14 protein-coding genes are annotated in these 24,171 nt (G+C 67.6%); 6 read left to right on the top strand and 8 right to left on the bottom strand.

From position 1 onward, the window contains the following. Positions 1–99 precede the first annotated feature (99 nt). Positions 100–1,017: a transcriptional regulator GcvA gene (gcvA, locus tag N5C88_RS30310; protein WP_251879757.1), complete on the top strand. Its 918-nt coding sequence runs from the start codon at positions 100–102 to the stop codon at positions 1,015–1,017. Positions 1,018–1,060: 43 nt separating this feature from the next. Here gcvA and N5C88_RS30305 read toward each other — a convergent pair whose 3' ends face one another. After that, positions 1,061–1,951: a LysR family transcriptional regulator gene (locus tag N5C88_RS30305; protein WP_118933280.1), complete on the bottom strand. Its 891-nt coding sequence runs from the start codon at positions 1,949–1,951 to the stop codon at positions 1,061–1,063. A 130-nt stretch (positions 1,952–2,081) separates the two neighbouring features. On the opposite strand from N5C88_RS30305, the gene N5C88_RS30300 reads away from it, so the two are divergent. Then, positions 2,082–2,678: a short chain dehydrogenase gene (locus tag N5C88_RS30300; protein WP_059373096.1), complete on the top strand. Its 597-nt coding sequence runs from the start codon at positions 2,082–2,084 to the stop codon at positions 2,676–2,678. Positions 2,679–2,810: 132 nt separating this feature from the next. Here the strand turns inward: N5C88_RS30300 and N5C88_RS30295 are convergent, their stop codons facing one another. After that, the gene (locus N5C88_RS30295) at positions 2,811–10,358 is read right to left on the bottom strand and encodes an autotransporter-associated beta strand repeat-containing protein (protein WP_280016832.1); all 7,548 of its coding nucleotides are present in this window, start codon (positions 10,356–10,358) and stop codon (positions 2,811–2,813) included. A gap of 312 nt (positions 10,359–10,670) precedes the next feature. Between N5C88_RS30295 and N5C88_RS30290 the strand changes: the two genes are divergently transcribed. Then, the gene (locus tag N5C88_RS30290; protein ID WP_118933278.1) at positions 10,671–11,285 is read left to right on the top strand and encodes an ATP-binding cassette domain-containing protein; all 615 of its coding nucleotides are present in this window, start codon (positions 10,671–10,673) and stop codon (positions 11,283–11,285) included. A 20-nt stretch (positions 11,286–11,305) separates the two neighbouring features. Here the strand turns inward: N5C88_RS30290 and N5C88_RS30285 are convergent, their stop codons facing one another. From N5C88_RS30285 to N5C88_RS30260, 6 genes are read right to left on the bottom strand one after another with little or no spacing between them, the layout of a single operon-like run. Then, a complete protein-coding gene (locus tag N5C88_RS30285) occupies positions 11,306–12,289 on the bottom strand; it encodes a tripartite tricarboxylate transporter substrate binding protein (protein WP_059373090.1) in 984 nt (327 codons plus the stop codon). A 44-nt stretch (positions 12,290–12,333) separates the two neighbouring features. Then, a complete protein-coding gene (locus tag N5C88_RS30280; protein ID WP_280016831.1) occupies positions 12,334–14,265 on the bottom strand; it encodes an acyl-CoA synthetase in 1,932 nt (643 codons plus the stop codon). A gap of 15 nt (positions 14,266–14,280) precedes the next feature. Beyond that, complete coding sequence (locus N5C88_RS30275; protein ID WP_280016830.1) at positions 14,281–15,414, bottom strand: acyl-CoA dehydrogenase family protein; 1,134 nt, start codon at positions 15,412–15,414, stop codon at positions 14,281–14,283. Between the two features lie 9 nt (positions 15,415–15,423). After that, positions 15,424–16,620 (bottom strand): acyl-CoA dehydrogenase family protein, encoded by a 1,197-nt coding sequence (locus N5C88_RS30270; RefSeq protein ID WP_059373083.1) that lies wholly within the window; start codon positions 16,618–16,620, stop codon positions 15,424–15,426. A 9-nt stretch (positions 16,621–16,629) separates the two neighbouring features. Next, positions 16,630–17,811: an acetyl-CoA C-acyltransferase gene (locus N5C88_RS30265; RefSeq protein ID WP_059373081.1), complete on the bottom strand. Its 1,182-nt coding sequence runs from the start codon at positions 17,809–17,811 to the stop codon at positions 16,630–16,632. Between the two features lie 25 nt (positions 17,812–17,836). After that, complete coding sequence (locus N5C88_RS30260) at positions 17,837–19,957, bottom strand: 3-hydroxyacyl-CoA dehydrogenase NAD-binding domain-containing protein (RefSeq protein WP_280016827.1); 2,121 nt, start codon at positions 19,955–19,957, stop codon at positions 17,837–17,839. A gap of 203 nt (positions 19,958–20,160) precedes the next feature. Between N5C88_RS30260 and N5C88_RS30255 the strand changes: the two genes are divergently transcribed. The 3 genes from N5C88_RS30255 to N5C88_RS30245 all read left to right on the top strand — a co-directional run bounded on the left by N5C88_RS30255 (position 20,161) and on the right by N5C88_RS30245 (position 23,990). Then, the gene (locus N5C88_RS30255; RefSeq protein WP_059373077.1) at positions 20,161–21,090 is read left to right on the top strand and encodes a LysR family transcriptional regulator; all 930 of its coding nucleotides are present in this window, start codon (positions 20,161–20,163) and stop codon (positions 21,088–21,090) included. A gap of 139 nt (positions 21,091–21,229) precedes the next feature. After that, positions 21,230–22,618: a gluconate:H+ symporter gene (locus tag N5C88_RS30250; RefSeq protein ID WP_280016825.1), complete on the top strand. Its 1,389-nt coding sequence runs from the start codon at positions 21,230–21,232 to the stop codon at positions 22,616–22,618. A 61-nt stretch (positions 22,619–22,679) separates the two neighbouring features. Further along, on the top strand, positions 22,680–23,990 hold the full coding sequence (locus N5C88_RS30245; protein ID WP_059373636.1) for a DUF445 domain-containing protein: 1,311 nt from the start codon (positions 22,680–22,682) through the stop codon (positions 23,988–23,990). Positions 23,991–24,171: the final 181 nt, after the last annotated feature.

The following is a 24,171-nucleotide window of genomic DNA, read 5'->3' as shown; positions in this document are numbered from 1 at the left end:
TGTGCTGAAAAGGCTAGAGATAGAGCGTATTCTTGGCCAATCGGCAGCAGCAGACAAACCAGATAAACTACCTCTAATAGAAAGAAAAACTTTATCGCCATGAAGTCTCTTGCGCACCTCAACGCGCTGCGCGCCTTCGAGGCCAGCGCGCGCCATCAAAGCTTTTCGGCAGCCGCGGCCGAGCTGCACGTGACGCCTGCCGCGGTGGGCCAGCTCGTGCGCGCGCTGGAGCAATGGCTGGGCGCGCCGCTGTTCCATCGCGGCGCCAGCGGCAAGGCGCGGCTGGTCCCGACGGCGGCGGCTGAACGCGCGTTGCCGGAGATACAGGCGGGGCTCGGCAAGCTGGCACTCGGCCTGGAGCGCTTGAAGGAAGGTTCCTTGAGCGGCATGCTCACCGTGGCCGTGAGTCCGGCGTTCGCCGCCAAGTGGCTGCTGCCCCGGATCGAGCGCTTCCAGCACGCCTGGCCCGATACCGACGTGCGCCTGGACACCAACCTCAAGCCGGTGGATTTCGCGGCCCAGCAGATCGATATCGGTGTGCGCTATGGCGCTGGCGTCTGGCCCGGCCTGGCGGCGGAAAAGCTGATGGACGAAGAGGTCTACCCGGTCTGCTCCCCGGAACTGCTGCGTCGGCGCAAGGCGGCAAAGCGTCCGGCCGAGCTGGCGGGCGAGACCTTGATCCATGATCTGTCGATGGACGCGCAGACGGGATTTCCGACCTGGGCCATGTGGCTGGAGAAAGTCGGCGTGCAAGGCGTATCTACGGCCCGAGGCATGAAGATCAACAATTCCGCCGCGGTGCTGCAGGCGGCTATCGATGGCCATGGCGTGGCGCTGGCCCGCAGCGTGATGGCGCATGATGATCTCGCCGCCGGCCGCCTGGTGCGCCTGTTTCCGCAGCTGGCGGTTCCCTCCGCGTTGGCCTACTACGTTGTTTATCGGCCGCAGGGGCGGGAGCTGCCCCGATTGGCCGCCTTCCGCGACTGGCTGTTCGACGAGGCCGCTGCCTGTCGGTAGCCGGGTTCGGAGTCCGGCGGACCTTGCGTGACACCCGCCGCGCTTACTTCGCGGCGCGGGTGAATCTCTTCACCATGAATTCCACGAAGGTCGTGAGCTTGGGCAGGGCCTTGCGGTCCTTGGGATAGAGCAGCGTGATCGGCCGGGCCACGGGCCAGGCCGATTCAAGGATCGGGACCAGTCGGCCCGCGCGCACGTCTTCGGCCAGCAGCAGCTCCGGCTGCAGCACGATGCCGAATCCGGCCAGCGCCGCCTGCCTGAGCGCCTGGCCGTTGTTCGACACGAAGCGGCCCGCAGGGTAGGCCGCGCCGCCATTCTCCGCGTTCAGGCGCCAGCCGGTGCGGCGGTTCCAGTAGGAGAAGTCCAGGCATTGATGGCGCGCCAGGTCGCTTGCCGTTTCGGGCGTGCCGTGGCGTTCCAGATAGGCTGGCGCCGCGCAGATGATCATCTGGTAGCGTCCGATCTTGCGCGCGACCAGGCTGGAATCGGCGGGTTCGCCGATGCGCACCGCCAGGTCGTAGCGCGAGGCCACCACGTCTTCGACGGCGTCGCTCAAGGCCAGGTCCACGCTGACGTCGGGGTACTCGGACAGGTAGTCGGCGATGGCGGGGGCCAGCGCGAACGACCCGAAGGTCACGGTGGAGGTGATGCGCAGATGGCCGCGCGGCGCCGCGCGCATGGCTTCGGCGCCTTGTTCGGCATCGCGGATGTCCGACAGGATCACCTTGCAGCGGGCGAAATAGGCCTGGCCCGCTTCCGTCAGGCTCTGGCGGCGCGTGGTGCGGTTCATCAGCCTCAGGCCCAGCCGCGCTTCCAGGCCCTTGATGTGCTTGGCCGCCATGGCGGGCGACATCTCGTGGCGGGCCGCCGCCGCGGTCAGGCTGCCCAGCTCAACGACCGCCACAAAGACTTCCATGCTGAGCAAGCGGTCCATGGATTACGCACCCTGAGTGTGAAGTGAACCCACCATTCTAGGATTTTTCCAGGATGCGTCCTTGGCCAGAATGCGTACAAGCGCTGGCGATATCGCGGGCGCACCCCACAACATACGAATCGGAGTTCCCATGAAAATCATCCTGATCGGCGCCACCGGCACCATCGGCCGCGCGGTCGCCCAAGAGCTGGGCCAGCGCCACGACATCATTGCCGTCGGCAAGACGCGCGGCGAGCATCAGGTCGACGTGACCCGGAGCGACAGCATCCGCGCCCTGTTCGAGCGCGTGGGGAAGGTGGATGCCATCGTCTCCACCACCGGCAGCCTGCACTTCGGACCGCTGGCCGAAATGACGGCGGAGCAGTTCAAGATCGGCCTGCACGACAAGCTGCTGGGGCAGGTGGATCTGGCGCTGATCGGCCAGCATTACGTCAACGAAGGCGGTTCCATCACGCTCACCAGCGGCATCCTGACCGATGAACCGATCCGCTACGGCGCCAATGCGTCCGCGGTGAATGCCGCCATCGACGGTTTCGTGCGCGGCGCCGCCGTGGAACTGCGGGGCGTGCGCATCAATTCGGTCAGCCCCACGGTCCTGACGGAATCGCTGGATGCCTATGGGCCGTACTTCCAGGGCTTCGAATCCGCGCCGGCCAGCCGCGTCGCGCTGGCCTACAGCCGCAGCGTGGAAGGCGCGCAGACGGGGCGGGTGTTCCGGGTGTGGTGATTGCTCAGGAGGTCCTGGCGCGGTAGCGGCATGCCGCCACCCTGGGACCCAGCCAAAACAAAGCCCGCAGCGGACGAACCGCTGCGGGCTTGGTCATGCCAGGGACCGGCTGCCCGGCCCAGGTCATGAGGCTTACCAGAGCACCTTCAACCCGACAGAGCCCTGCGCGCCGGTCTTGACGCGGCTGTCGCCGCTGTTGGCCCAGAGCTTGCCCACGTCGCCGTAGAGGCTGGTGTTCTTGGTCAGCTGCAGCATGGCGCCCACCGCGAACTCGGTCGACGTGTAGCCGCCCTTGGCGCGGATGTCGGTGGTGCCGGCTGGAGCGCTGAAGCTGGCCACGTCGGTGGTGTTGCTGGCCTTGTACAGATTGACGCGGGCAAAGGGCTGCAGCACGGTGCCGCCAATGCTGTAGCTGCCCTTGACGCGGGCGCCCAGACGCAGGGTCCAGTCATCGTCCGCATCGTTCTTCACCTTGGCCAGGCTCAGCGTGGTGTCGTCCAGGTTGAGCTTGCGGTAGATGATTTGCGCTTGCGGTTCCAACTGCCAGCTGCCGCCCAGGTCGAAGGGCTTGCCCACTTCCAGCGAGGCCAGCCAGCCGTGGCCCTTGGTGGTGGCGCCAGCGCCGGTGTCGGCCGTGCGCAGGCTGCTGCGGTAGTCGGCGCCCTGGATCACGGCGTCGGCGTACAGGCCGGAGTCATGCTGCCAGGTGCCGTACAGGCCGACGTAGCGGCCGCGCAGGTTGTTGTAGCCCGCGTACTTGCGCTCCATGCCGCTGGAGAAGCCGCGCACGCCCATGTCGCCGTCCAGCTGGCCCACGTACAGGCCGGCCTTGAGGTTGCGGTCGGCGTACACGTCCACGCCTGCCTGGAAGCCGGTCAGGTGGCCGCTGCTCTCGGGATTGACCGTGCCTTGCTGCGTGATGGTCGGCGCCGTGCGCAGCACCCGGGCCCAGGCGCGGTGGTTCGGGTCCTGATCGATGGCGCCTTGAGCGGCGTCGTCGCCCATGCGCTTGCGCATGTCGCCGAGCATCGCCATGTCCGCCTGGCGCAGTTGCGCGGGCAGGGAGGACAGCAGCGGCACTTCTTCGCGGTAGGCGGGCGCCGGCGTGACGCCGGGGCCGGGGTTCTGCGTGTTGGTCGAGTGCAGCGCGGCTCCCTGCGTCGTCTGGGTCAGGCGGTACTCATAGGCGCCGGCGTCGACATGGTTGCCCGCGAGGGTGAAGCTGCCGGGTTGCAGACTGGCGCCGTTTTCGGTGGCGATGACCTGGATGCCCTGGCTGCCTGTCTGTGCGCCCAGGCCGCCGGCATTGGTGATCTGCACCGTGGTGCTGCCGCTGGCGATGGCGCTGGGGCCGCTCAACAGCAGCTTGTCGGTGGCGCTGCCGTCCGCGCCCAGCGCGGTGGAAACGCCCAACTTGCCGTTGTTGCCGACATAGGGGCCGGTGACCTTGAGCACGGCCCCCGGCGTGGCGCCGCTGAGATTGACCGCGCCGCTGTTGTTCAGGCTGGCCACGGTCTGGCTGTAGCCTGCCAGGTCCAGCACCGCGCCGCTGGCCACGGTGTGGGCAGAGGCGCTGCTGAAGGTGTTTGCCGCGCCGGCCTTGAGCGTGCCTTGCGCGACATCGGTCGCGCCGGTGTAGCTGTTGCCTGCGCTGGTCAGCGTCAGGACGCCGGTTCCCTGCTTGGTGAGGAAGCCGCCGCCGGTGATGGCGCCGGCCCAGGTGGCCGTGTTGGCGCCGGTGTCGATGACCGGGTCGTTGGTGCCCGTCATGGCCAGGTCGTTGGCGATGGTCATGCCGTTGGCGATCAGGCTGATGACGGTGCCGTCGTCCATGGCCAGCGTGCCCGTACCCAGGCCTTGCGCATGGCCCAGGGCGATGCTGCCTTGCTTGAGCTGCACGCCGCCCGTGAAGGTGCTGCCGCCGGTCAGCGCGAGTGCGCCAGCGCCGGTTTTGACCAGGTCGCCGCCGCCCACGAAGATGCCCATGTAGGTGGACGCGCTGCCCGCCGCGATGTCGGCGGTCAAGCGCCCGCCGCCCAGCGCCACGGTGCCGCCGCCGCTTAGGCTGCTGGCCAGCAGCGAGTTGCCGTTGAGGTCCAGCACGGCGCCCGTCAATACCTGATAGCCGGTGCCTTGGACCAATGCCGTCGCGGAGCCTGCGCGCAAGGTGCCGCCCGCGACCAGCGTGCCGCCGGTATAGCTGTTTACGCCGGTCAGGGTCTGCGTGCCCGAGCCTTGCTTGACCAGGGTGCCGGTGCCGATGACCGAACCGGCGAAGATGCCGTCGGCCGAACCGCCCGCCAGCAGGGTGTTGGTTCCCATCTTGATGTTGCCGGCGCCCGCGAGGGTGCCGAACACCTGGGCGCCTTGGCCTGCCGACAGGTCGAAGGTCGCGCCGTTGGCGACGGTCACGACGCCGGTGGCGGCGAGGCTGCTGCCCGCGCCCAACGCGACCGTGCCGCTGTTGACGTAGGTGCCGCCGGTGTAGCTGTTGGCGCCGTTGAGCGTCAGCGTGCTGGCGCCGTTCTTGGTCAGGCTGCCCGCGCCGGAGATGTTGCCGTCGAGCGTCAGGTCGTAGCTGCCTTGCACGGCGAGGCCGGCGTTCAGGGCGATGTTGTTCGCCAGCGCCAGCGCCTGGGTGTTGTCCAGCGTGGCCGCGCCGCCTACCGTCAGCGTGCCGGAACCGAGCGCGGCGCCGTTGCCGACGATCAGGCCGCCCGCGTTCAGGAGGGTGCCGCCGACGTAGCTGTTGACGCCGCTGAGGGTCAGGTTGGCCGCGCCGTTCTTGATCAGGCCGCCCGCGCCGCCGACGGTGCCGTTCAGCTCCATGGTGTTGGAACCGGCGATCGTCAGCGCGCCGTTCAGCGCGACCTTGTTGCGCACGGTGACTGCCGTGTTGCTGTCCAGCGTGGTGCCGTTGGCAGCGGTCAGCAGACCATTGCCCAAAGCCTTGTCGTTGCCCAGCACCAGCGTGCCGCCGTTGAGTGCCGTGCCGCCGGTGTAGCCGTTGGACGCGTTGAGCACCAGGGTGCCGGGGTCGACCTTGGCCAGCGTGCCGCTGCCAACGAGCGGGGCGTTGATGGTCGCGGTCACGCCGGGATCGACGCGCACGAAGGCGTAGCCCGAGCCGCCGTTGACCAGGTTGAGCGATCCCAGCGAGCCGGGCTCCAGGACATAGCCGTCGGTCAAGAACTGCATGCCCGTCGTGCTTTGCGCGCCTGCGACGGTGACCGTCCCTGCGGCGCCCTGGAACACCGCGAAGTTGCCGGCCCAGGAGCGGTTCCCGTTGCCGTCGACGCCGGTCCAGTTGGCGTTGGCGCCGTCCCAGGTGCCGCTGCCGCCTTCGATCGCGCCGTTGCCGACGGTTTGCGAGCCATCCCAGAACTGCACGGTGACGTTGGGCGCGGCGACCAGCAGGTTGACCTGGTTGGCGACGGCGGTCTGCAGCGTCAGGTCGGCCGCTTGCACATTGCTGGGCAGATCGCCGAAGCGCATGCCGCTGTCGGTCAGGCTGCCGCCATAGTTCATGAGGCGGTACACGCCGGTGCCGAAGCCGCCGGCGTCGCTGATATTGAGCGTGCCGCCCAGCAGCAGGTTGCCGGCCACGTTCACCAAGGCAGTGCCGCCGCCGAGGGCGGGGGCGCCCAGGCTGGCATTCACGATCGACTGGGTGCCGAGCCCCATGCTGCCGACCGACAGGGTGTGGCCGTCCGTCAAGTTCAGGCTGGCGTTGCTCATGAGCGTCACGTCGCCGGCGATGCTGCCGGTTCCGCCCAGGGCGGCGCCGGAGTACACCAGCACATTGGTGCTGGCGAGCGCGCCGTCTACCCGCAGGCTGCCGGCGCTGACCGAGGTCTGGCCGGTAAGCGTGTTGTTGCCGGAAAGAACCAGCGATCCCGTGCCGCTCTTGGTCAACCAACCCTTGCCGTTGAGCTGGCCGCCGAAGTTGCTGTTGGCCCCGTTGGCGCCGATGGTCAGGTTGTTCCCGTTCGAGACCGTTACGGTGCCGTTGCCGTTCAGGCTGGCCAGACGAGCCAGATTGGTGATGAACAGATTGGCGCTGGCTGCCACGTTCGCGGTGGCATTCTGGCCCAGCGCGTTGTTGCCCGCGGTGGTCAGGCTACCGCCTTGCAGATCGATCATGCCGCTGAAGGTGTTGGCGTTGCTGGTGAGCGAGAGGTCGTTCGCGTCCGTCTTGCGCAGCGTGCCGTTGCCGTTGAGCTGTCCATCCAGGATCAGGCTGTTGTTGCCCGCCACCGTCAGTGCGCCGTCGACATTGACGGTATTGCCCAGGCGCATCGGACCGGCGGTATCCAGTTGCGTGTTGCCAGTGACAGTCAGCATGCCGTCGCCCAGCGCCGCGGCATTGCCCAGGCTCAAGTCGCCGGCATTGACCGTGGTGCCGCCGCTATGGCGGTTTTCGCCATTGAGGGTGAGTCGGCCGGCGCCGTTCTTGACCAGCTCGGTGGAGCCGTTGATCACGCCGTTCAGGGTGAAATCATTGCTGCCGTCCAGCGTCAGGGAAGCGCTCAGTTGCACGTTGTTGGCCAGGGTCACCGCGCGGCTGGCTTCCAGGGTGGCCGCGTTGCGCACGGTCAGCGTGCCCTCGCCGAGCGCGGCGTCGTGGCCCACGGCCAGGTTGCCGCCCGTCAGGTTGACGCCGCCCTGGAAGGTGTTGGCGCCGTTCAAGGTCAGCTTGCCTGTGCCGCGCTTGGCCAGGCCGCCTGTGCCGTTGACCAGGCCGTCCAAAGTGAGGTTCTGGTTGCCGACGAGGCTCAGGTCGCCGGCCAGGTTGACCGTGTTGGCGAGGCTCAATGCCACGCTATTGTCCAGCTGCATGCCGGAGGCGGCAGTCAGGGTGCTGTTGCCCAGCGGATTGCTGGAGGCCAGCACCAGCGTGCCGCCGTTCAGCGCCATCGTGCCGCCGAAGGAGTTGTTGCCGCCCAGGGTCAGGGTGCCGCTGCCGTTCTTGTTCAGGCCGCCGCTGTTGCCGGCGATGTCGCCGTTCAGGATCAGGTTATTGCTGCCGCCCAGGTTCAGCTGGCCTTGGGCAACGATCTGGTTGGTCAGCGTGAGGGCCTGGTTGTTGTCCAGCGTGGTGCCGCCTGTAGCGGTCAGGGTCGCCGTGCCCAGCGCGTTGTTGTTGCCGACCACGAGCGTGCCGCCCGCCAGCAGGGTACCGCCCTGGTAGCCGTTGTTGCCATTGAGCACCAGCTTGCCCTGGTCCAGCTTCTGCAGGGTGCCGGTGCCATTGATGTCCACACCGATCGTCGCGGTGACGCCCGGATCGACCCGCACGGCGAACTTGCCGCCATCGGGGTTGACCGCATTGAGCTTGCCCTCGAAGCCTGTCAACAGGTGGTAGCCGTCGGTCATGAACTGCATGCCGTTGACGGTATGATCTCCCTGCACCAGCACGACGCCGGCGTTGCCTTGGAATACGGCGAAGTGGTCAGCCCATTGCTGATTGATAACGCCGTTGTAATCGGTCCAATTGGTGTTTGTGGCGGTCCACACGCCGCTGCCGCCGACGATATTACCGTCGGGCACCGTGGTGTTGCCATCCCAGAATTGCACTATTCGGTTCGGCGAGTCGACTATCAGGTTGACCTGGCCGTGGTTCACGGTCTGCAAGTTCAGTTCCGTCGTGGGCATCGTGCCAGGCAAGGTGCCGTAGTCGAGGATGTTGTTCACGAAGCTGCCGGAGTAGTCGAACAGGCGGTAGACGCCATTGCCGAGCCCGCCGGCATCGGTGATGTTCAACACGCCATCCAAGGTCAAGCCGTTGTTGGCCTGGAAGAGCGCGGGATTGCCCGTGCTAGGAGCACCCAGCGCGACATTGATATTGGAGGTCTGCGAGAGGTCTATCGCGCCCGCGGTCAGTTTCTGGCCGCTGCTGCCGGTCAGGGTGCCGCCGTTGGCAACGGTCAGCGAGCCGTTGATGGCGCCGCCGCCGCTCACGGTGCCACCGCTCTGGACGGTGACACCGGTGTTGTTCAAGGCTCCGCTGACTTTCAGGGTGCCGGCTTTGACGGTGACAGGGCCGCTCAGGGAGCTGTTGCCCGAGAGTTCCAGTGTGCCAATGCCCACTTTTTCAACCGAACCGCCGCCGACCAGCGCGCCGGCATAGGTGCTGTCTGCGTTGGTGCCGCCCAGTTGGAGCAAGCTGGCCACGCCGGTGCTGGTGGTGCCGCTGCCGCTAAGAGCCCCGATCTGCGCGTTGGCAGTAAGGTTCAGGACGGTGCCTGCGGCCAGCTTCACGCTGCCGGGGGTACCCAGCGCATTGTTGGCGAATGTCGTGACGTGCCCTTGTTCGATTTCGATAGCGCCGGAGTACGTGTTGCTGGTATACAGGAACAATTCGTCCGCGCCAGTCTTGATCAGCTTGCCGCTGCCGCTCAATGAGCCGGCCAATTCCAGCGAACTCGAGGTCTGCATGGTCAGTTCGCCATTGACGCTGATGGCGTTTTGCAGGAGCACGGGCCGGTTGTTCTGCAGCGTGGCCGTGCCGTTGGCGACCAGCGCGCCGCTCCCCAGGGAAGTCGCGTTGTCGAACGCCAATGTGCCGCCACTGAGGGCGATGCCGCCGGTGTGGTCGGGGTTGGCGTTGCCGAGGGTGAGCGTGCCAGTGCCAGTCTTGACCAATTGGCCGGGGCCCGAAATCAGCGAGTTCAACGTCAGGTCATTGTCCCCGGCAACCGTCAGGCTCGCATTGAGGGCGATGGCGTTGCCTAGCGTTACGGCGTTGCTTGCCGTCAGGGTGGAAGCGCCGCCCACGGTCAAGTTGCCGAGACCCAAAGCCTGATCGTTGCCCACCGTCAGCGTGCCGGCGTTCAGCGTGGTACCCGACAGATAGGTGTTGGCCCCGTTCAAGGTCAGGTTGGCGGCGCCGTTCTTGATCAGCGAGCCTGGGCCGTAAACGACGCCGTTCAGCGTCAGGTCGGCGCTTCCGCCTATCCCCAGGCTGCCGATCAGATTCACATTGTTATCGAGGGCTACCTTGTTATTGGCGTCGAGCACCGTGTTGTTGAGCGCCGTCAGGGCGCCGCTGCCCAGCGCGGTATTGCTGCCGACTTCCAAGCGGCCGGCCTCGATTATCGTGCCGCCGGTATAGGTGCTGTTGCCGTTGAGTATCAGCGTGCCGCTGTCTTGCTTGTGCAGGGTGCCGCTGCCGCCTATGGCGACGCCCAGGGTTGCGGTCACGTTGGGATTGACCCGAATATTGGCAGTGCCGCTGGTATTCAGCTGGCCATTGGCTCCGCCCACCAGCTTGTAGCCGTCGTTCTGGAACTCCAGGCCCGTGATGCTGTGCTGGCCGCCGACCGCCACGGTGCCGGCGGTGCCGGGGGGGCCGGAGAATACCGCGTTGCCGCCGTTCCAGGATTGATTCGGCGTCCCGATATCGGAAGTCCAGTTGGTATCGGAGTAATCCCAGATGCCAGAGCCGCCATCCGCCGAACCGTTCGCCACGGATTGGCTGCCGTCCCAATACAGACTGGGGGGAACTGCGTAGGCGTTGGCGGCGACCATCGCCATGCCCAGCGCGCCCGCCAGTTGTGCACCGCCGCGACGCAGGCGCCGGGCAGGACTGCTGCTTTTTGCCGGCCCGCGGGCGATTTCACTGACGGCCTGCCACACGCCGGCGGCGGCGTTGAAGACTACTCGATAGACGTGATTCATTGATCTCTTCTATGCCGGAGCCGATGCCAGCCCGGCAAAATTGGACGTTGTATTGATGTAAATGAAACTAAATGCGTCTTGGTGGTAGGTCGCTCAACTGGGCCGATAGCACGAACGGACGAGGCAACCGTTACAGAATTCGAAATGTTTTGCTGAAAATTAACATTTATTTACGCCGCGTAATGTACGGCAAAAATGCAGATTTCCACACCGTCAATGCGGAAAAATTTGAGTTCAGTTCACATTTGCTGCGTTGACGCCACGCCGAGGCGGCGATGGCCGAGCGCCGCATTCCTGCGTACACTCCCGGCCATGCTACGAATCGACAATCTCGGCAAGCGCTACGGCGACCATCTCGTCTTCCAGGGGCTGACCCATACGTTCACGCCCGGATGCGTGGCGTTATGCGAAGAAGACAGCACCGGCAAGTCCACGCTGCTGGGCATCATTGCGGGCGTGATCGCGCCGGATGCGGGAGAGGTCTGGATCGACGGACACGCGCTGACCCAGGCACCGGCGCAAGCCCGGTCCCGCTTGGCCTATGTGCCCGACAATTGCATGGCGCTGCCCGCGCAGACGGGGCGCGGATTGCTGGAGCAGGTTGCGGCGGAGAAAAATGTGCCGCTGGCCGACAGCGTGCTGGACCTGGCGTTCCGGCTGGGGCTGGAGCCGCATCTGGACAAGCGCTTCGAGCAGATGTCCACGGGCACGCGGCGCAAGGTCTACCTGACTGCCGCCGCCCTGGGCGACCCGGCCGTCATCATTGCGGATGGGGCCAGCAACGGCCTGGATGCGCAGGCGCGCGGCGTGCTGGCCGAACAGTTCAAGATCTGGGCGCAGGATCGGGTGGTGCTGTTTGCCAGCCACGACCCCGAGCTGGTGGAAGCCAGCGGCGCCAGATCAGTCGAGGTTGCGGCGCTGCGCTGAAGGCGCTGCCGCCCTTATTACTACTTCGCCATCAAGCCCAGGTATTCGATCAGGCCTTTTTCCTTGACGTAGGTGGCCTGCGCCCATTCCTTGTAGTCCTGGCTGTTGCGGTAGGCGGGTTCCTGGTTCAGCTGCTTCATGACGTCCAGGCTGGCCGGATCGAACAGCGCCTTCTTGAAGGCGTCGTGCAGGGTCTTCACGACTGCCGGGTCCATGCCCTTGGGGCCCGCCAGGCCGTAGGGCGAGGTGGACACGACCTTGTAGCCCAACTCCTGGGCGGTAGGCACGTCGGGCCAGCGCGTGGTGCGCTTTTCGCCGAAGGTGACCAGCAGGCGCATCTTGCCGGAATCCACGAACTGGTCCCAGCCGGTGGCGTCGCTCTGCGCCATGACGTGGCCGCCCAGCAGCGCCTGCTGCATGTCGGCGTTGCCCTTGAACGGCACGTGGTTCAGCTTCACCTTGGCATTGATGGCGACTTCCTCGATCAGCAGGTGCGGCGATGAGCCGATGCCGGTGGAGCCGTAGTCGATGGTGCCGGGCGCCTTGCGCGCCGCCTCGATGTATTCGTTGAAGGTCTTGTACGGCGAGTCGGAGCGGACGGTGAAGCCGAAGGTGTAGCCGGACAGACCCAGGATGAAGGTGAAATCGTTGATGGGGTCCCAGCTGCTCTTCTGCATGTACGGCATGCGCAGCATGGCCAGGGTGTACAGGGTAATGGTGTAGCCGTCGGGCTTGGCGGTCTTGGCCATGGTGGCCGGACCCAGGGTGCCGCCGGCGCCGGGCCGGTTTTCGACGATGACGGGCTGGCCCAGGTACTTGGAGGCGTCCTGCGCCACGATGCGCATGTGGCGATCGGTGGAGCCGCCGGCCGGGAAGGGCACGATCAGCGTGATGGGCTTGGACGGATAGGCGCCTTGCGCCGCGGCGGCGAATGGCAGGGCGGCGCCGGCGATCGAGAGCAGTGCGGCGCCGAGGCAGGCGCGCCGCAGGGGCTGGTGGGTCATGGGTTTGTCTCCTGGGGTGTTGTTGTGTGTGGGAGGGGGACTGCTCAGTCGCGCAGGACGACTTTGACCGGCAGGCGGGCCAGCGCGTCGCGCAGGCTGGCTTTCAGCGCCGCGGGCGCGCGGGCGTCGGCCAGGACTGCGATATCGGGCTGCGCGTCGGGCTCGACCCGGAACAGCGCGCCGTCGTCGATCAGGCCAGCGTCCTGCAGGGTGCGCGCCACCACGGCCTGCGCCGACACGGCGGTGGCCAGGCGGCGCAGATCGGGCTTGTAGATCTTGCCCACGTTGGTCATGGGCATGTTGTCCAGCACGATGACGCGCTTGGGCCGCGCCGGGCTTTCGTCCACGTGTTCGGCGGCGTAGGCCAGCAGTTCGGCTTCCTCGACTCGCGCGCCCTCGGCCAGCGTGACGAAGGCGATGGGGAGCTCGCCGGCATAGGCGTCGGGGGCGCCGACCGCGGCGCAGAGCTGCACCGACGGGTGCGAGGCGAGCGCATCCTCGATGGTCTTGGGATCGATGTTGTGGCCGCTGCGGATGATCAGGTCCTTGGCGCGGCCCTGCAGATGCAGGCGGCCGGCTTCGTCCAGATAGCCGACGTCGCCGCTGATCAGCCAGCCGTCGTCGGTGAAAGCACGCGCTGTGTCTTCGGCGTCCAGAAAGCCCGGGATCACGTTGGGCGCCTTGAACAGCACCATGCCGGGCGTGCCGGTGGGCAGGTCGCGCGCGGGCGCGCCAGCCGGCACGTCCAGCCCGACGATGCGTACCTGCACGTAGGGCAGCGGAAAGCCGACGCAACCCACCGGAAACTCGCAGCCTGGCGGCGAGATGGTGGAAATGCCCGCCATCTCCGTCATGCCCAGGCTTTCGTTGACGTGCAGCCCGAACAGGCGCTTGAAGCGCGCGGCCAGCTCGGCGGGCAAGGGCGCGGCGCCGGTGCGGCAATAGCGCAGCGACGAGATGTCGGCGTCGGCCAGCGGCACCTCGGCCAGCGCCGCGAGTATGGTCGGCACGCCTTGCAGCGAGGTGGCGCGGTGGTGTTCGACCAGGCGCCAGTAGTTGCGCAGCACGTCACGGTTGCGCAGCAGCAGGGTGGTGGGGATGACGGTCTCGACCCCCGCCGACAAGGCGGCCAGGGATGCCGGCAGCACGCCCGCCACATGGAACAGCGGGTAGCCGTTGATGACCACGTCGTCCGGTCCGGCGTTCTGCAATTGCACCGCGGCCCAGGCGCTGAAGACCTGGTTGGCGTGCGTGTGGATGGCGAGCTTGGGCGCGCCGGTGGTGCCGCCGGTATGGAAATAGGCGGCCACGTCGCCGGCATGGATGTCGCGGTTGCTGACCAGGCGGTCGGCCGGCTGCGCGGTGCGCGCAGCGTTGAAATCCAGCGCATGCCCGGGCAGCGCCGGGCGCGCCGAGGGCGGCTCGTCCAAGGGCGCCACGCGCAGCAGCGTGTGCAACGTGGGCACGCGTTCGCGCAGGCGCAGCGCCTTGGACCAGGAGCCGCATTCCACGTCGGACCCATAGGCGATCAGCACCTTGGCGCGCGCCGTGGTCATCAGGGAGGCGAGCTTGTCCTCAGCCAGCAGGGGGTTCAAAGGCTGGACGATGCCGGCGGCCTCGCCGCCCCAGAGCGCCAGGTGGTACTCCAGACAGCCGGGCAGCAGGATGCCGACGGCGTCGCCCGGGCCCACGCCCAGTTCATGCAGCAGGTTGGCGGTCTGGTGGATGCCGGCCAGCAGTTCGCGGTAGCTCCAGCGCACCGGCGCGTCGCCGGGGTCGGCGCTGCGCAGAAAGGTCAGCGCGGTCTTGTCGCCGAAGGCCGCGGCCGAGTTGCGGAAGATCTCGTAGGTGCTGCGCACCGTGAGCGTCTCGGTCAGCGGGCGGGCCTGCAGCCGCTGTACGTCCGCGGCGCTGCGCACGGGGAATGGGGCGGCGAAAGGCGGCGAGATGGGCGGGGCGGCATGGACCTGGGTCATGGCGTGGTCCTCCGCTCAGGCCTGCCCCAGCGCGATGTAGCGCCGCAGGTGATGGTCTTCGTCGCCCAACTGGTGGTCGATCATGACCAGGCGCTTGGCGTAGTGCGCCAGCGGCAGCTCCCAGGTCATGCCGATGCCGCCGTGCAGCTGGATGCTTTCCTCGGCCACCAGCGTGCCGATGCGGCCGATGGTGAATTTGGCGGCGGACAGCGCGCGTTCGCGGGTGGCGCGGTCCGGGTGGTCCAGCGCGGCCGCGGCGTTGATCACGGCGGAGCGCGCCTGTTCGATTTCCAGCAGCACGTCGGCCATGCGGTGTTGCAGCGCCTGGAAGCTGCCGATGGGCGCGCCGAACTGGCGGCGCGTGCGCAGGTATTCCAGGGTGGCGTCGCGGGCGCAGTCCATGGCGCCCACGGCTTCGGCGCACAGCGCCAGGATGCCGCGGCCGGCGGCGCGTTCCAGCAGCGGGTAGCCTGCGCCGGCCTCGCCCAGCAGGGCATCTGGCGCAAGCTGTACGCCGTCGAGCACCAGTTCGGCCGCGCGGCCGCCGTCGATCAGGCCATAGCCGCGCACCTTCAGGCCGGGCGTGCCGGCGCTGACCAGGAACAGGCTGATGCCGACTTCGTCGTCCGGACCGCCCGCGCTGCGGGCCGGGATCAGGAACAGGTCGGCGTGTTCGCCCGCCGCGACCACGGCCTTGGCGCCGTTGAGCACCCAGCCGTCCGCGCTGCGCTCGGCGCGGGTTTCGACGTGCGCCAGTTCATAGCCGGAGCCGGGCTCGGCGTGGGCCAGCGCGGCGGTGATGGCGCCCGCGATCAGGCCTTCGAGGGCTTCGCGTTGGGCTGGCGTGCCGGCGGCGGCGATGGCGCTGCCGACCATGAGCGCGTCCAGCAGCGGTTCGACGGCCAGGCCGCGGCCCAGCGCCTCGAACACGACGGAAATGTCGAAGCCGCTTCCGCCCAGCCCGCCATCTGTTTCGGCAAACAGCGCGCCGATGGCGCCCAGTTCGGCGTAGCGCTGCCACAGTTCCAGGCTGTAGCCCCGCTCCGAGCGGGCGTTGCGGTCGCGCGTGGCGAAGTCGCTCTGTTCGGCGACAAAGCGGCGCAGCATGTCGGAGAGCATGCGCCGGTCTTCGGTGTGTTCAAAATTCATGGCCGGCCCTTACAGTCCGAGGATCATCTTGGAGATGATGTTCTTCTGGATTTCATTGGAGCCGCCGAAGATCGACAGCTTGCGGTTGTTGAAGTACTGCGCTGCCGCGCTCTCGGCGCCCTCGGGGCCGATGGGCGGCGCGTCGTAGCCGTCGTGCAGCGCCTCGGGTACGAAGGGACGGGCGTAAGGCCCCATGGCGCGGCGGTTCAGCGCGCTGATTTCCTGGCGGATCTGGGTGCCGCGGATCTTCAGCATCGAGCTTTCGGCGCCGGGCGCGCCGCCGCCGGCAACCGCCGCGACCACTCGCAGGTTGGTGGTGCGCATATTGGCCAGCTCGATCTCGACGCGCGCCAGCCGCGCGGCGAAGTCCGGGTCTTCCGATAGCGGACGTCCGTTCTTGCGTAGTCTTGCGGCCACCGTCTTCAGGCGTTCCAGCGCTGCCGTGGATTGCCCGACGCCGGCGATGTTGGTGCGTTCGTAGGTCAGCAGGTATTTGGCGCAGGTCCAGCCGCGGTTTTCCTCGCCCACCAGGTTGGCCGCAGGCACCCGCACGTCGGAGAAGAACACCTCGTTGACTTCGTGTTCGCCGTCCAGCGTGATGATGGGGCGCACTTCCACGCCGGGGCTCGTCATGTCGATCAGCAGGAAGCTGATGCCTTCCTGGCGCCGGCCTTCCTGCGAGGTGCGCACCAGGCAGAAGATCATGTTGGCGTACTGGCCCAGCGTGGTCCAGGTTTTCTGGCCGTTGACGACGTAGCTGTCGCCGTCGCGCACGGCGGTGGTCTTGACGGAGGCCAGGTCCGAGCCCGCGCCGGGTTCGGAGTAGCCCTGGCACCACCAGTCGGAACCGTCCAGGATGCGCGGCAGCCAGTGGCACCGCTGTGCCTCGCTGCCGTACTTGATCAGCACCGGGCCCAGCATGCTCAGGCCGAAGGGCACGATGCGCGGCGCGCCGGCCAGCGCGCATTCGTTTTCGAAGATGTACTTCTGCACGGCGCTCCAGCCGGTACCGCCGTATTCCATTGGCCAGTGGCTGGCGAGCCAGCCCTGGCGGTTGAGGATGGCGTGCCACTCGACCATGTCGGCGCGCGTCAGCAGCTTTCCCTGCGCGACCTTGGCGGACAGGCGCTCGGGCAGCTTGCTGGCGAGAAAGGCCCGCACTTCGTCGCGGAAGGCGTTTTCTTCGGGGGTGAATTCCAGGTCCATGGGGGATCCTCAGTAGATTTCAAACAGGCCGGCCGCGCCCATGCCGCCGCCCACGCACATCGTGACGACGGCATAGCGGGCGCCGCGGCGGCGGCCTTCGATGAGCACGTGGCCAGCCAGGCGGGCGCCGGTGACGCCGAAGGGGTGGCCCAGGGCGATGGCGCCGCCGTCCACGTTCAGGCGGTCCATCGGGATGCCCAGCTTCTGCTGGCAATACAGGGCTTGCGAGGCAAAGGCCTCGTTCAGTTCCCAGAGGTCGATGTCCTGCACCTTGAGGCCGTGGCGCGCCAGCAGCTTGGGCACGGCGTAGACCGGGCCTATGCCCATCTCGTCGGGTTCGCAGCCGGCAATCGCCAGTCCGCGGAACGCGCCCAGCGGCTGGATGCCGGCGCGCTGGGCCTCGGAGGCTTCCATCAGCACGCAGGCGGCGGCGCCGTCGGACAACTGCGAGGCATTGCCCGCCGTGACGAACTGGCCCGCGCCGCGCACCGGCGCCAGCGAGGCCAGGGCTTCGTAGGTGGTGCCGGGGCGGTTGCAGGTGTCGCGGTCCACGGTGACTTCGCGTTCGCTGACGGCGCCGGTGGCGCGATCGGTGACGGACATGGTCGTGGTGACGGGGATGATCTCTTCCAGATACCGTCCCGCGGCCTGGGCGGCTTCGGTGCGCGCCTGGCTTTGCGCGGCGAAATGGTCCTGGGCTTCGCGGCTGATGCCGTAGCGGGCCGCCACGATGTCGGCGGTTTCGATCATGGGCAGGTAGAGCTCGGGCTTGTTGGCGACGATCCACGGATCCATGCCGCTCACGCCGTCGTCGCGGGTGCGGATCTGCGAGACCAGTTCCACGCCGCCCGCGATCATGGCGGGCGCGCCGTCCATGACGATGCGGCTCGCGGCCGAGGCGATGGCCTGCAGGCCGGAGGCGCAATAGCGGTTGACGGTGGCGCCGCCCACGCTGACCGGCAGGCCGGCGCGGACCACGGCCTGGCGGCCGATATTGCGGCCGGTGGCGCCTTCCGGATAGCCGCAGCCGATGAAGGCATCTTCGATCAGGGCGGGGTCTATGCCGGCCCGGTCGACGGCGGCGCGCACCGCGTGCGCGGCCAGAGTGGGGCCGGCGATAAGGTTGAATTCGCCGCGCCCCGCCTTGGTGATGGGGGTGCGGGCGGTGGAGACGATGACGGCTTCGCGCATGGCGTGTTCCTGTGTGGAGTGCGGGTCAGGCGGTCTGGTTCAGGCTGGCGAAATTGCGGCCGGATTCAGCCAACTGCACCAGCAGGGGCGAGGGCTTCCAGAAGGCGGGGTCTTCCTGCGCGTAGCCGCGGATATCCGCCAGCACGCGCTCCAGTCCCACGCTGTCGGCGTAGTGCATGGGGCCGCCGCGATGGCGCGGAAAGCCGTAGCCGGACAGGAACACCACGTCGATGTCGGACGGGCGCTGGGCGATGCCCTGGTGCAGCACGTTGGCCGCTTCGTTGATCATCGCGGCCAGGTAGCGGCGCTGGATGTCCTCTTGGGTGTAGGCGCGCGGCGCGACGCCGGCGCGCGTACGTTCGGCGTCGATGATGGCGAGGACTTCGGGGTCTTGTTCGCCTTGGCGCGCGCCATCGGGGTAGAGGTAGAAGCCGCGGCCCGTCTTCTGGCCGAACCAGCCGCGTTCGCACAGCCGGTCGGGGATCTGCACGTAGCGCAGCGCCGGATCGCGCGTGGGCGCGCGGCGCTTGCGCGTGGCCCAGCCGATGTCGCCGCCGGCCAGGTCCGCCATCTGATAGGGGCCCATGGGGTAGCCGAAGGCGCGCACGGCGGCGTCGATCTGGTAGGGCGAGGCGCCGTCCTCCATCATCATGTCGGCCGCCTGGCGGTGCACGGCCAGGATGCGGTTGCCGATGAAGCCGTCGCACACGCCCGCGCGCACCGGGATCTTGCGCAGGCGCCGGGCCAGTTCGAAGCCGGTGGCTACGGTGTCGGGCGCGGTGTGCTCGCCCACCACGACTTCCAGCAGCTTCATGATGTTGGCCGGCGAAAAGAAGTGCAGGCCCAGCACGTCGGCGGGGCCGCGCGTGGCGGCGGCGATGAGGTTGACGTCCAGGTACGAGGTATTGGTGGCCAGCACCGCGCCGGGCTTGGCCACGCGGTCCAGCTGCGCGAACACGGCCTGCTTGACCGTCATGTCCTCGAACACGGCTTCGATGATGAGATCGGCGTCGTCCAGCGCCTCGTAGCGGGTCGAACCGGTGTAGCGCGCCATGCGGGCGTCGCGCTCGTCGGCGCTGATCCGGCCTTTCTGGACCAGCAGCTCGTAGACCTGCGCCACGCGGGCGCGGCCCCGTTCCAGCGCGGCCTCGTCCTGTTCGACCATGGTCACGGGAAAGCCGGCGTCCAGCGCCGAAACGGCGATGCCAGCGCCCATGGTGCCGCCGCCGACGATGCCGATGCGCTCCAGCCGGCGCGCCCGGGCGGGCTGCTGTCCCGGCATCTTGGCCGTATCGCGTTCGGCGAAGAAGGCATGCACCAGGCCCGCCCGCTGCGGGCTGTCCAGGCATTGCAGGAACAGCGCGCGTTCGGTGCGCAGGCCGTCCTCGAAAGGCTGCTCGATGGCGGCGCGCACGGCCTCGACGATCTTGCCGGGCGAGTACAGTCCGCGGGTGGTCCGGGCCACGCGTTCGGCCGCTGCCTCGACCTGGGCCAACGCGGCGGCCCGGTCGGCGAGCGCGCCGGCGTCGCGGGTGCGGCGCGGACCGGCGCCGATCGCCAGCAATTGCCGGGTATAGGCCAGGCCCGCGTCCAGGGGATCGGTTTCGCTGGACAGCGCGTCCACCAATCCGGCTTCCAGGGCGGCGCCGGCGGAGAGGTGCTTGCCGGTCAGCATCAAGTCCAGCGCGGCCTGCGCGCCCATGAGGCGCGGCGCGCGCTGGGTGCCGCCGGCGCCGGGCAGCAGGCCCAGGTTCACTTCAGGCAGGCCCAGCTTGGCCCCGCCCAGTGCGACGCGGTAGTGCGCGGCCAGCGCCACTTCCAGTCCGCCGCCCAGCGCCGCGCCGTGCAGCACGGCCACGACCGGCTTGGCGCTGGCTTCGATCAGGTTGCAGACGTCGGGCAGGATGGGCGGCTGCGGCGGCTTGCCGAATTCGCGGATGTCGGCGCCGGCGATGAAGTTCTTGCCCGCGCCCATCAGCAGGATGGCGCGTACTTGCGGATCGGCCTGGGCGTCGCGCACGGCCGCGGCCAGATTGCGGCGCACGGCGGCGCTCAGGGCATTGACGGGGGGATGGTCGATGGTGACGACAAGGATGTCGTCGTAGCGGCGCGCGCTGGCCGCGCCGGTGCTTGCGCTGTCTGTCATGGACAGTGTCTCCGATGAGGCTTGCCGCTGCGACGCCGCTTGGGGCGGCCGCCAGGGCCCGGCCGGGCGGACCAGGAACGGCCCGTCTTTTATGGGCTCATTCTTTCGCAGTAAAGAAGTCTTGACAATGGCATCGATAATTGACATTGAGGTCAAAAAAATTTGACAATGCCGGGGTGAATTGCGGTGGCGTGGAGGCCCGAATGGACACCAAATCCCTGACCTTGCTGGTGGAAATCCTGGACGCGGGCAATCTCAGCGAGGCCGCGCGCCGTTTGAAGATGACGCGCGCCAATGTCAGCTACCACCTGAATCAGCTGGAACGCTCGGTCGGCATGCAGTTGGTGCGCCGCACCACCAGGCATGTGGAACCGACTGAAATCGGACTGAAGCTGTATCGCCACGGCCGCAGCATCCAGGACGAACTCGCGGCGGCGCGTGAATCCGTCGAGACCCTTGGCAAGACGCCGCAGGGCAAGGTCAGGCTGAGCGTGCCCAGCGGCTACGGGCAGTTCGTGATGACGCCCTGGCTGCTGGAGTTCAAGCGGACCTATCCGGACATCGTGCTGGACGTGCTGTTCGAGAACAGTGTCGATGACCTGCTGCGCGACGAGGTCGACATCGCGGTGCGCATCATGTCCGAGCCGCCGCAGAACCTGGTGGCGCGCGAGCTGGGCCAGGTCCGCTACGTGGCCTGCGCCTCGCGGGACTATGTCGCCGCCCGGGGCCTGCCGCAGCATCCGGAAGAGCTGGCGCGCACGCCCACCATCAGCGCCGCGGTCATCGGCCGCCCCTTGCGGCTTTCCGCCTACTACGGCGGCCAGCCGCGGCAGCACGTGGTGCTGGAGCCGACCGTGATTTCGCGCAACTACGCCTTCCTGCGCGATGCGACCCTGGCGGGGCTGGGCGTGGGCGTGGTGCCGGATTACGTGGTGCACGACGACATCGCGCGCGGCGACCTGGTGGCCGCGCTGCCTCAGTGGCGGCTGAGCATCTTCGGGCGCGGCATGTATATGCTGTACATGCCCAACCGCCACCACCCGCGGGCGATCTCGATGATCATCGAATTCATCCTGGAACGCGCCCAGGCCGCGCACGAAGGCAAGCCGGGATTGCTGGAGGCGGCGGGCTAGCGGCGCCGGTCCGTGGAGGGCTGTACAGGGCCGGGAGGCGCGGCGTTCCTGACTGGGCGTTCAGCTTGGCAGGCATAAAATTCCTGTTCTTTACGGCAAACGGCCGCGGGGCCGCGCCCATTTTTTCCCAGGCCCGTCCATGTCTTCCTCCGACGTCCAATTGCTTCTTACCGCGCTGGCAAGCGTGCTGGTGCTGGTTGCGCTGATCGTTTCGCGCATCCGCATGCATCCGTTGCTGGCGCTATTGATCGTTTCCATCGGCGTGGGTTTCGCCACCGGCATGGAGCCGGTGGCCATTGTCAAGAACCTGAGCAATGGCGCGGGCAAGACACTGGGAGCGGTGGGTGTGGTGATCGCGCTGGGCGCGATGCTGGGCAAGATCCTGGCGGATTCGGGCACGACCGAACGCCTGGCCAATGCCATCCTGAACCATACCTCGCCTCGCATGATTCCCTGGGCCATGACCCTGGTGGCTTTCGTCATCGGCATACCGATGTTCTTCGAAGTCGGCCTGGTGGTGATGCTGCCGCTGATCTTCAGCGTGGCGCGCAAGCTGGAAAGCCAGGAGCGCTTCAAGGGCTCGGCCTACGTGTACGTGGGCGTGCCGGTGATATCGGCGCTGGCGGCGATGCACGGCATGGTGCCGCCGCATCCGGGGCCGCTGACGGCGATCGCCACGCTCAAGACCACGGTGGGGCCGACGATGATTTACGGCTTCATCGCGGCGCTGCCGGCCATGGTCTTCGGCGGTCCCTTGTATGGCGCTTTCATTTCGCGGCGCATGACGACGCGTCCGGACGAGGCGCTGCTGGAACAGTTCACCACGACCCGCCAGGATGCCGCCGGCCCCAATGCGCCGAGCGCGGGCCTGGGGGTGCTGGCGGCCTTGCTGCCCGCCTTGCTGATGCTGGTGCACGCGGGCGCGGAGATGCTGCTGCCCAAGGATTCCCGCGCCATGCACGTGGCGGCGTTCCTGGGCGACCCGATGGTCGCGATGCTGCTGGGCGTGCTGTTCGCCGCATTCACCCTGGTGCTGATGCGCGGCGGCGACGCGGAAAAACTGCGCGATGCCATGGGCAAGAGCCTCAAGCCCATCGCCGGCATCATGTTGATCATCGCGGGCGGCGGCGCGTTCCAGCAGGTGTTGACCAGCGCCAAGGTGGGCGATGCCATCGTGCAGCTGACGCATCAGTTTTCGCTGCCGCCGCTGGCGCTGGGCTGGCTGATCGCCATGCTGCTGTCGGTGTCCACGGGGTCGGCCACGGTCGGCATCGTGGGCGCGGCGGGCCTGCTGGCGCCGCTGGCGGGCGCCGATCCCGGCCTGAACCTGCCGCTCTTGGCGCTGGCCATCGGCTGCGGTTCGCTGTTCTTCAACTACGCCAATCACGCGGGCTTCTGGATGGTGAAGGAGTCCTTCGGCATGACCATGGGCGAAGCGACCAAGACCATCTCGGTGGTGCAGTCCATCGTGTCGGTGGTGGGGCTGGTCATGGTGCTGCTGTTCAACATGCTGCAGCCGCTGGGCTGACACGCCTGCGGGCCGCAATTGTTATGCTGGGTCTGTCGTTTCCGGAGACCCCATGACAGAGATGCCCCGTTCCGCCGCCACGCATTCCGCGCTGGCTTCCGAAGCGCGCCGCACGCAGTTGCGGCGCATGAAGATCGCCGCGCTGGCGCTGCTGGTGGCGATGGTCTGCGGCTTCATCACCAGCCACGTCATGGGCGGGCAGGGCGCCTGGGCCTGGGTGCGGGCGTTCTGCGAAGCGGCCACGGTGGGCGCGCTGGCCGATTGGTTCGCGGTGGTGGCGCTGTTCCGCCGGCCGATGGGATTGCCGATCCCGCACACGGCCATCATTCCCAGCAACAAGGACCGCATCGGCGACAACTTGGCGGTGTTCGTGCGCGACCATTTCCTGGACCCGGACACGCTGATGGAGAAGCTGCGGGTGTTCGATCCCGCGGCGCGGCTTGCGCGCTGGCTGGGGCGTCCGCGGCAGGCGCGGGCCTTGAGCGAGGGGGCGCGCAATGTGGCCTTGCAGACGCTGGACCTGCTGGACGAGCGGGCGGTGCGCGGGGTGATCCAGGAGTTCGTGGTGAAGAATCTGCGGCGCTGGGACGCGGCGGACACGGCGGGCGAGGTGCTAGGGCTGCTGACGCGCGACGGGCGGCACCAGGAGCTGTTGGACGCTGCGCTGGAGCGGCTGGGCGGCTATCTGGGCGACGAGGACGTGAAGGCGCGGGCCTCGAGCCTGCTGGTGAAGTTCGCGAAGAAGGAATGGCCGCGCATCATTGCGGCGGTGGACGTGGTCAAGTCGGTGGACGGGATTGCCGACAATCTGGCGGACCGGCTGGCGCGGGCGCTGGTGGAGGAACTGCGGGACGTGCTGTCCGAGCCTGGGCATCCGGTGCGGCGGGATTATGAGGCCTGGGTGCAGGATTACATCCGACGGCTGAGGGATGATCCGGCGTTGTCGGCGCAGGTGGAGGCCTTGAAGCAGCGGGCGATCGATCATCCGAAGGTGCAGGAGTATGTGCAGGGGCTGTGGGACGATATCCATGCGGCGTTGCGGCGCGATCTGTCATCGGAGGATTCGGCGCTGGCGCGGCATCTGGAGAGCGCCTTGCTGGCCTTGGGGCGCAAGCTGGGGGAAGATCCGGGGCTGCGGGAGGCGATCAACAATCACGTGCTGGGCGGGGCGCGGAGGCTGACGGGGCGTTTACGTAGCGGGGTCACGGAGCATATTTCGCGCACGGTGAAGAATTGGGATGAGCGGCATCTGGTGGATGAGCTTGAACTGAGCGTGGGGAAGGATCTGCAGTACATCCGGTTCAATGGCACCTTGGTGGGCGGGTTGATAGGGGTGGTGCTGCATGCTGTGGTGTTGCTGGTTCGAGGGTGATGCGGGTGCTTTTTGACTGTTTCATTCGAGGCTTTGCTAGTCCTCCCGGGGCTTTGTAGGGCGGGATTTGACTGCTGTTTCGTGTGCTTCGTAGGCCGCCCGTCGTCGCGGGCGCATGGGCGGCGAGCGCCCACGAGTGCGGTCCGGAGCGTTCGCTCCGGACTGCCCCGTCGTCATCGTC

The organism is Achromobacter sp. GD03932, assembly GCF_029839485.1.
In the GTDB taxonomy this organism is placed as follows: Bacteria; Pseudomonadota; Gammaproteobacteria; order Burkholderiales; family Burkholderiaceae_B; genus Achromobacter; species Achromobacter bronchisepticus_A.
This window is presented reverse-complemented; position numbering and strand designations above follow the sequence as displayed.

Excerpts from the sequence above, each read along its gene's own strand:
- gcvA (WP_251879757.1), top strand. The coding sequence starts at position 100 with ATGAAGTCTCTTGCGCACCTCAACGCGCTGCGCGCCTTCGAGGCCAGC.
- N5C88_RS30305 (WP_118933280.1), bottom strand. The coding sequence starts at position 1,951 with ATGGACCGCTTGCTCAGCATGGAAGTCTTTGTGGCGGTCGTTGAGCTG.
- N5C88_RS30300 (WP_059373096.1), top strand. The coding sequence starts at position 2,082 with ATGAAAATCATCCTGATCGGCGCCACCGGCACCATCGGCCGCGCGGTC.
- N5C88_RS30295 (WP_280016832.1), bottom strand. The coding sequence starts at position 10,358 with ATGAATCACGTCTATCGAGTAGTCTTCAACGCCGCCGCCGGCGTGTGG.
- N5C88_RS30290 (WP_118933278.1), top strand. The coding sequence starts at position 10,671 with ATGCTACGAATCGACAATCTCGGCAAGCGCTACGGCGACCATCTCGTC.
- N5C88_RS30285 (WP_059373090.1), bottom strand. The coding sequence starts at position 12,289 with ATGACCCACCAGCCCCTGCGGCGCGCCTGCCTCGGCGCCGCACTGCTC.
- N5C88_RS30280 (WP_280016831.1), bottom strand. The coding sequence starts at position 14,265 with ATGACCCAGGTCCATGCCGCCCCGCCCATCTCGCCGCCTTTCGCCGCC.
- N5C88_RS30275 (WP_280016830.1), bottom strand. The coding sequence starts at position 15,414 with ATGAATTTTGAACACACCGAAGACCGGCGCATGCTCTCCGACATGCTG.
- N5C88_RS30270 (WP_059373083.1), bottom strand. The coding sequence starts at position 16,620 with ATGGACCTGGAATTCACCCCCGAAGAAAACGCCTTCCGCGACGAAGTG.
- N5C88_RS30265 (WP_059373081.1), bottom strand. The coding sequence starts at position 17,811 with ATGCGCGAAGCCGTCATCGTCTCCACCGCCCGCACCCCCATCACCAAG.
- N5C88_RS30260 (WP_280016827.1), bottom strand. The coding sequence starts at position 19,957 with ATGACAGACAGCGCAAGCACCGGCGCGGCCAGCGCGCGCCGCTACGAC.
- N5C88_RS30255 (WP_059373077.1), top strand. The coding sequence starts at position 20,161 with ATGGACACCAAATCCCTGACCTTGCTGGTGGAAATCCTGGACGCGGGC.
- N5C88_RS30250 (WP_280016825.1), top strand. The coding sequence starts at position 21,230 with ATGTCTTCCTCCGACGTCCAATTGCTTCTTACCGCGCTGGCAAGCGTG.
- N5C88_RS30245 (WP_059373636.1), top strand. The coding sequence starts at position 22,680 with ATGCCCCGTTCCGCCGCCACGCATTCCGCGCTGGCTTCCGAAGCGCGC.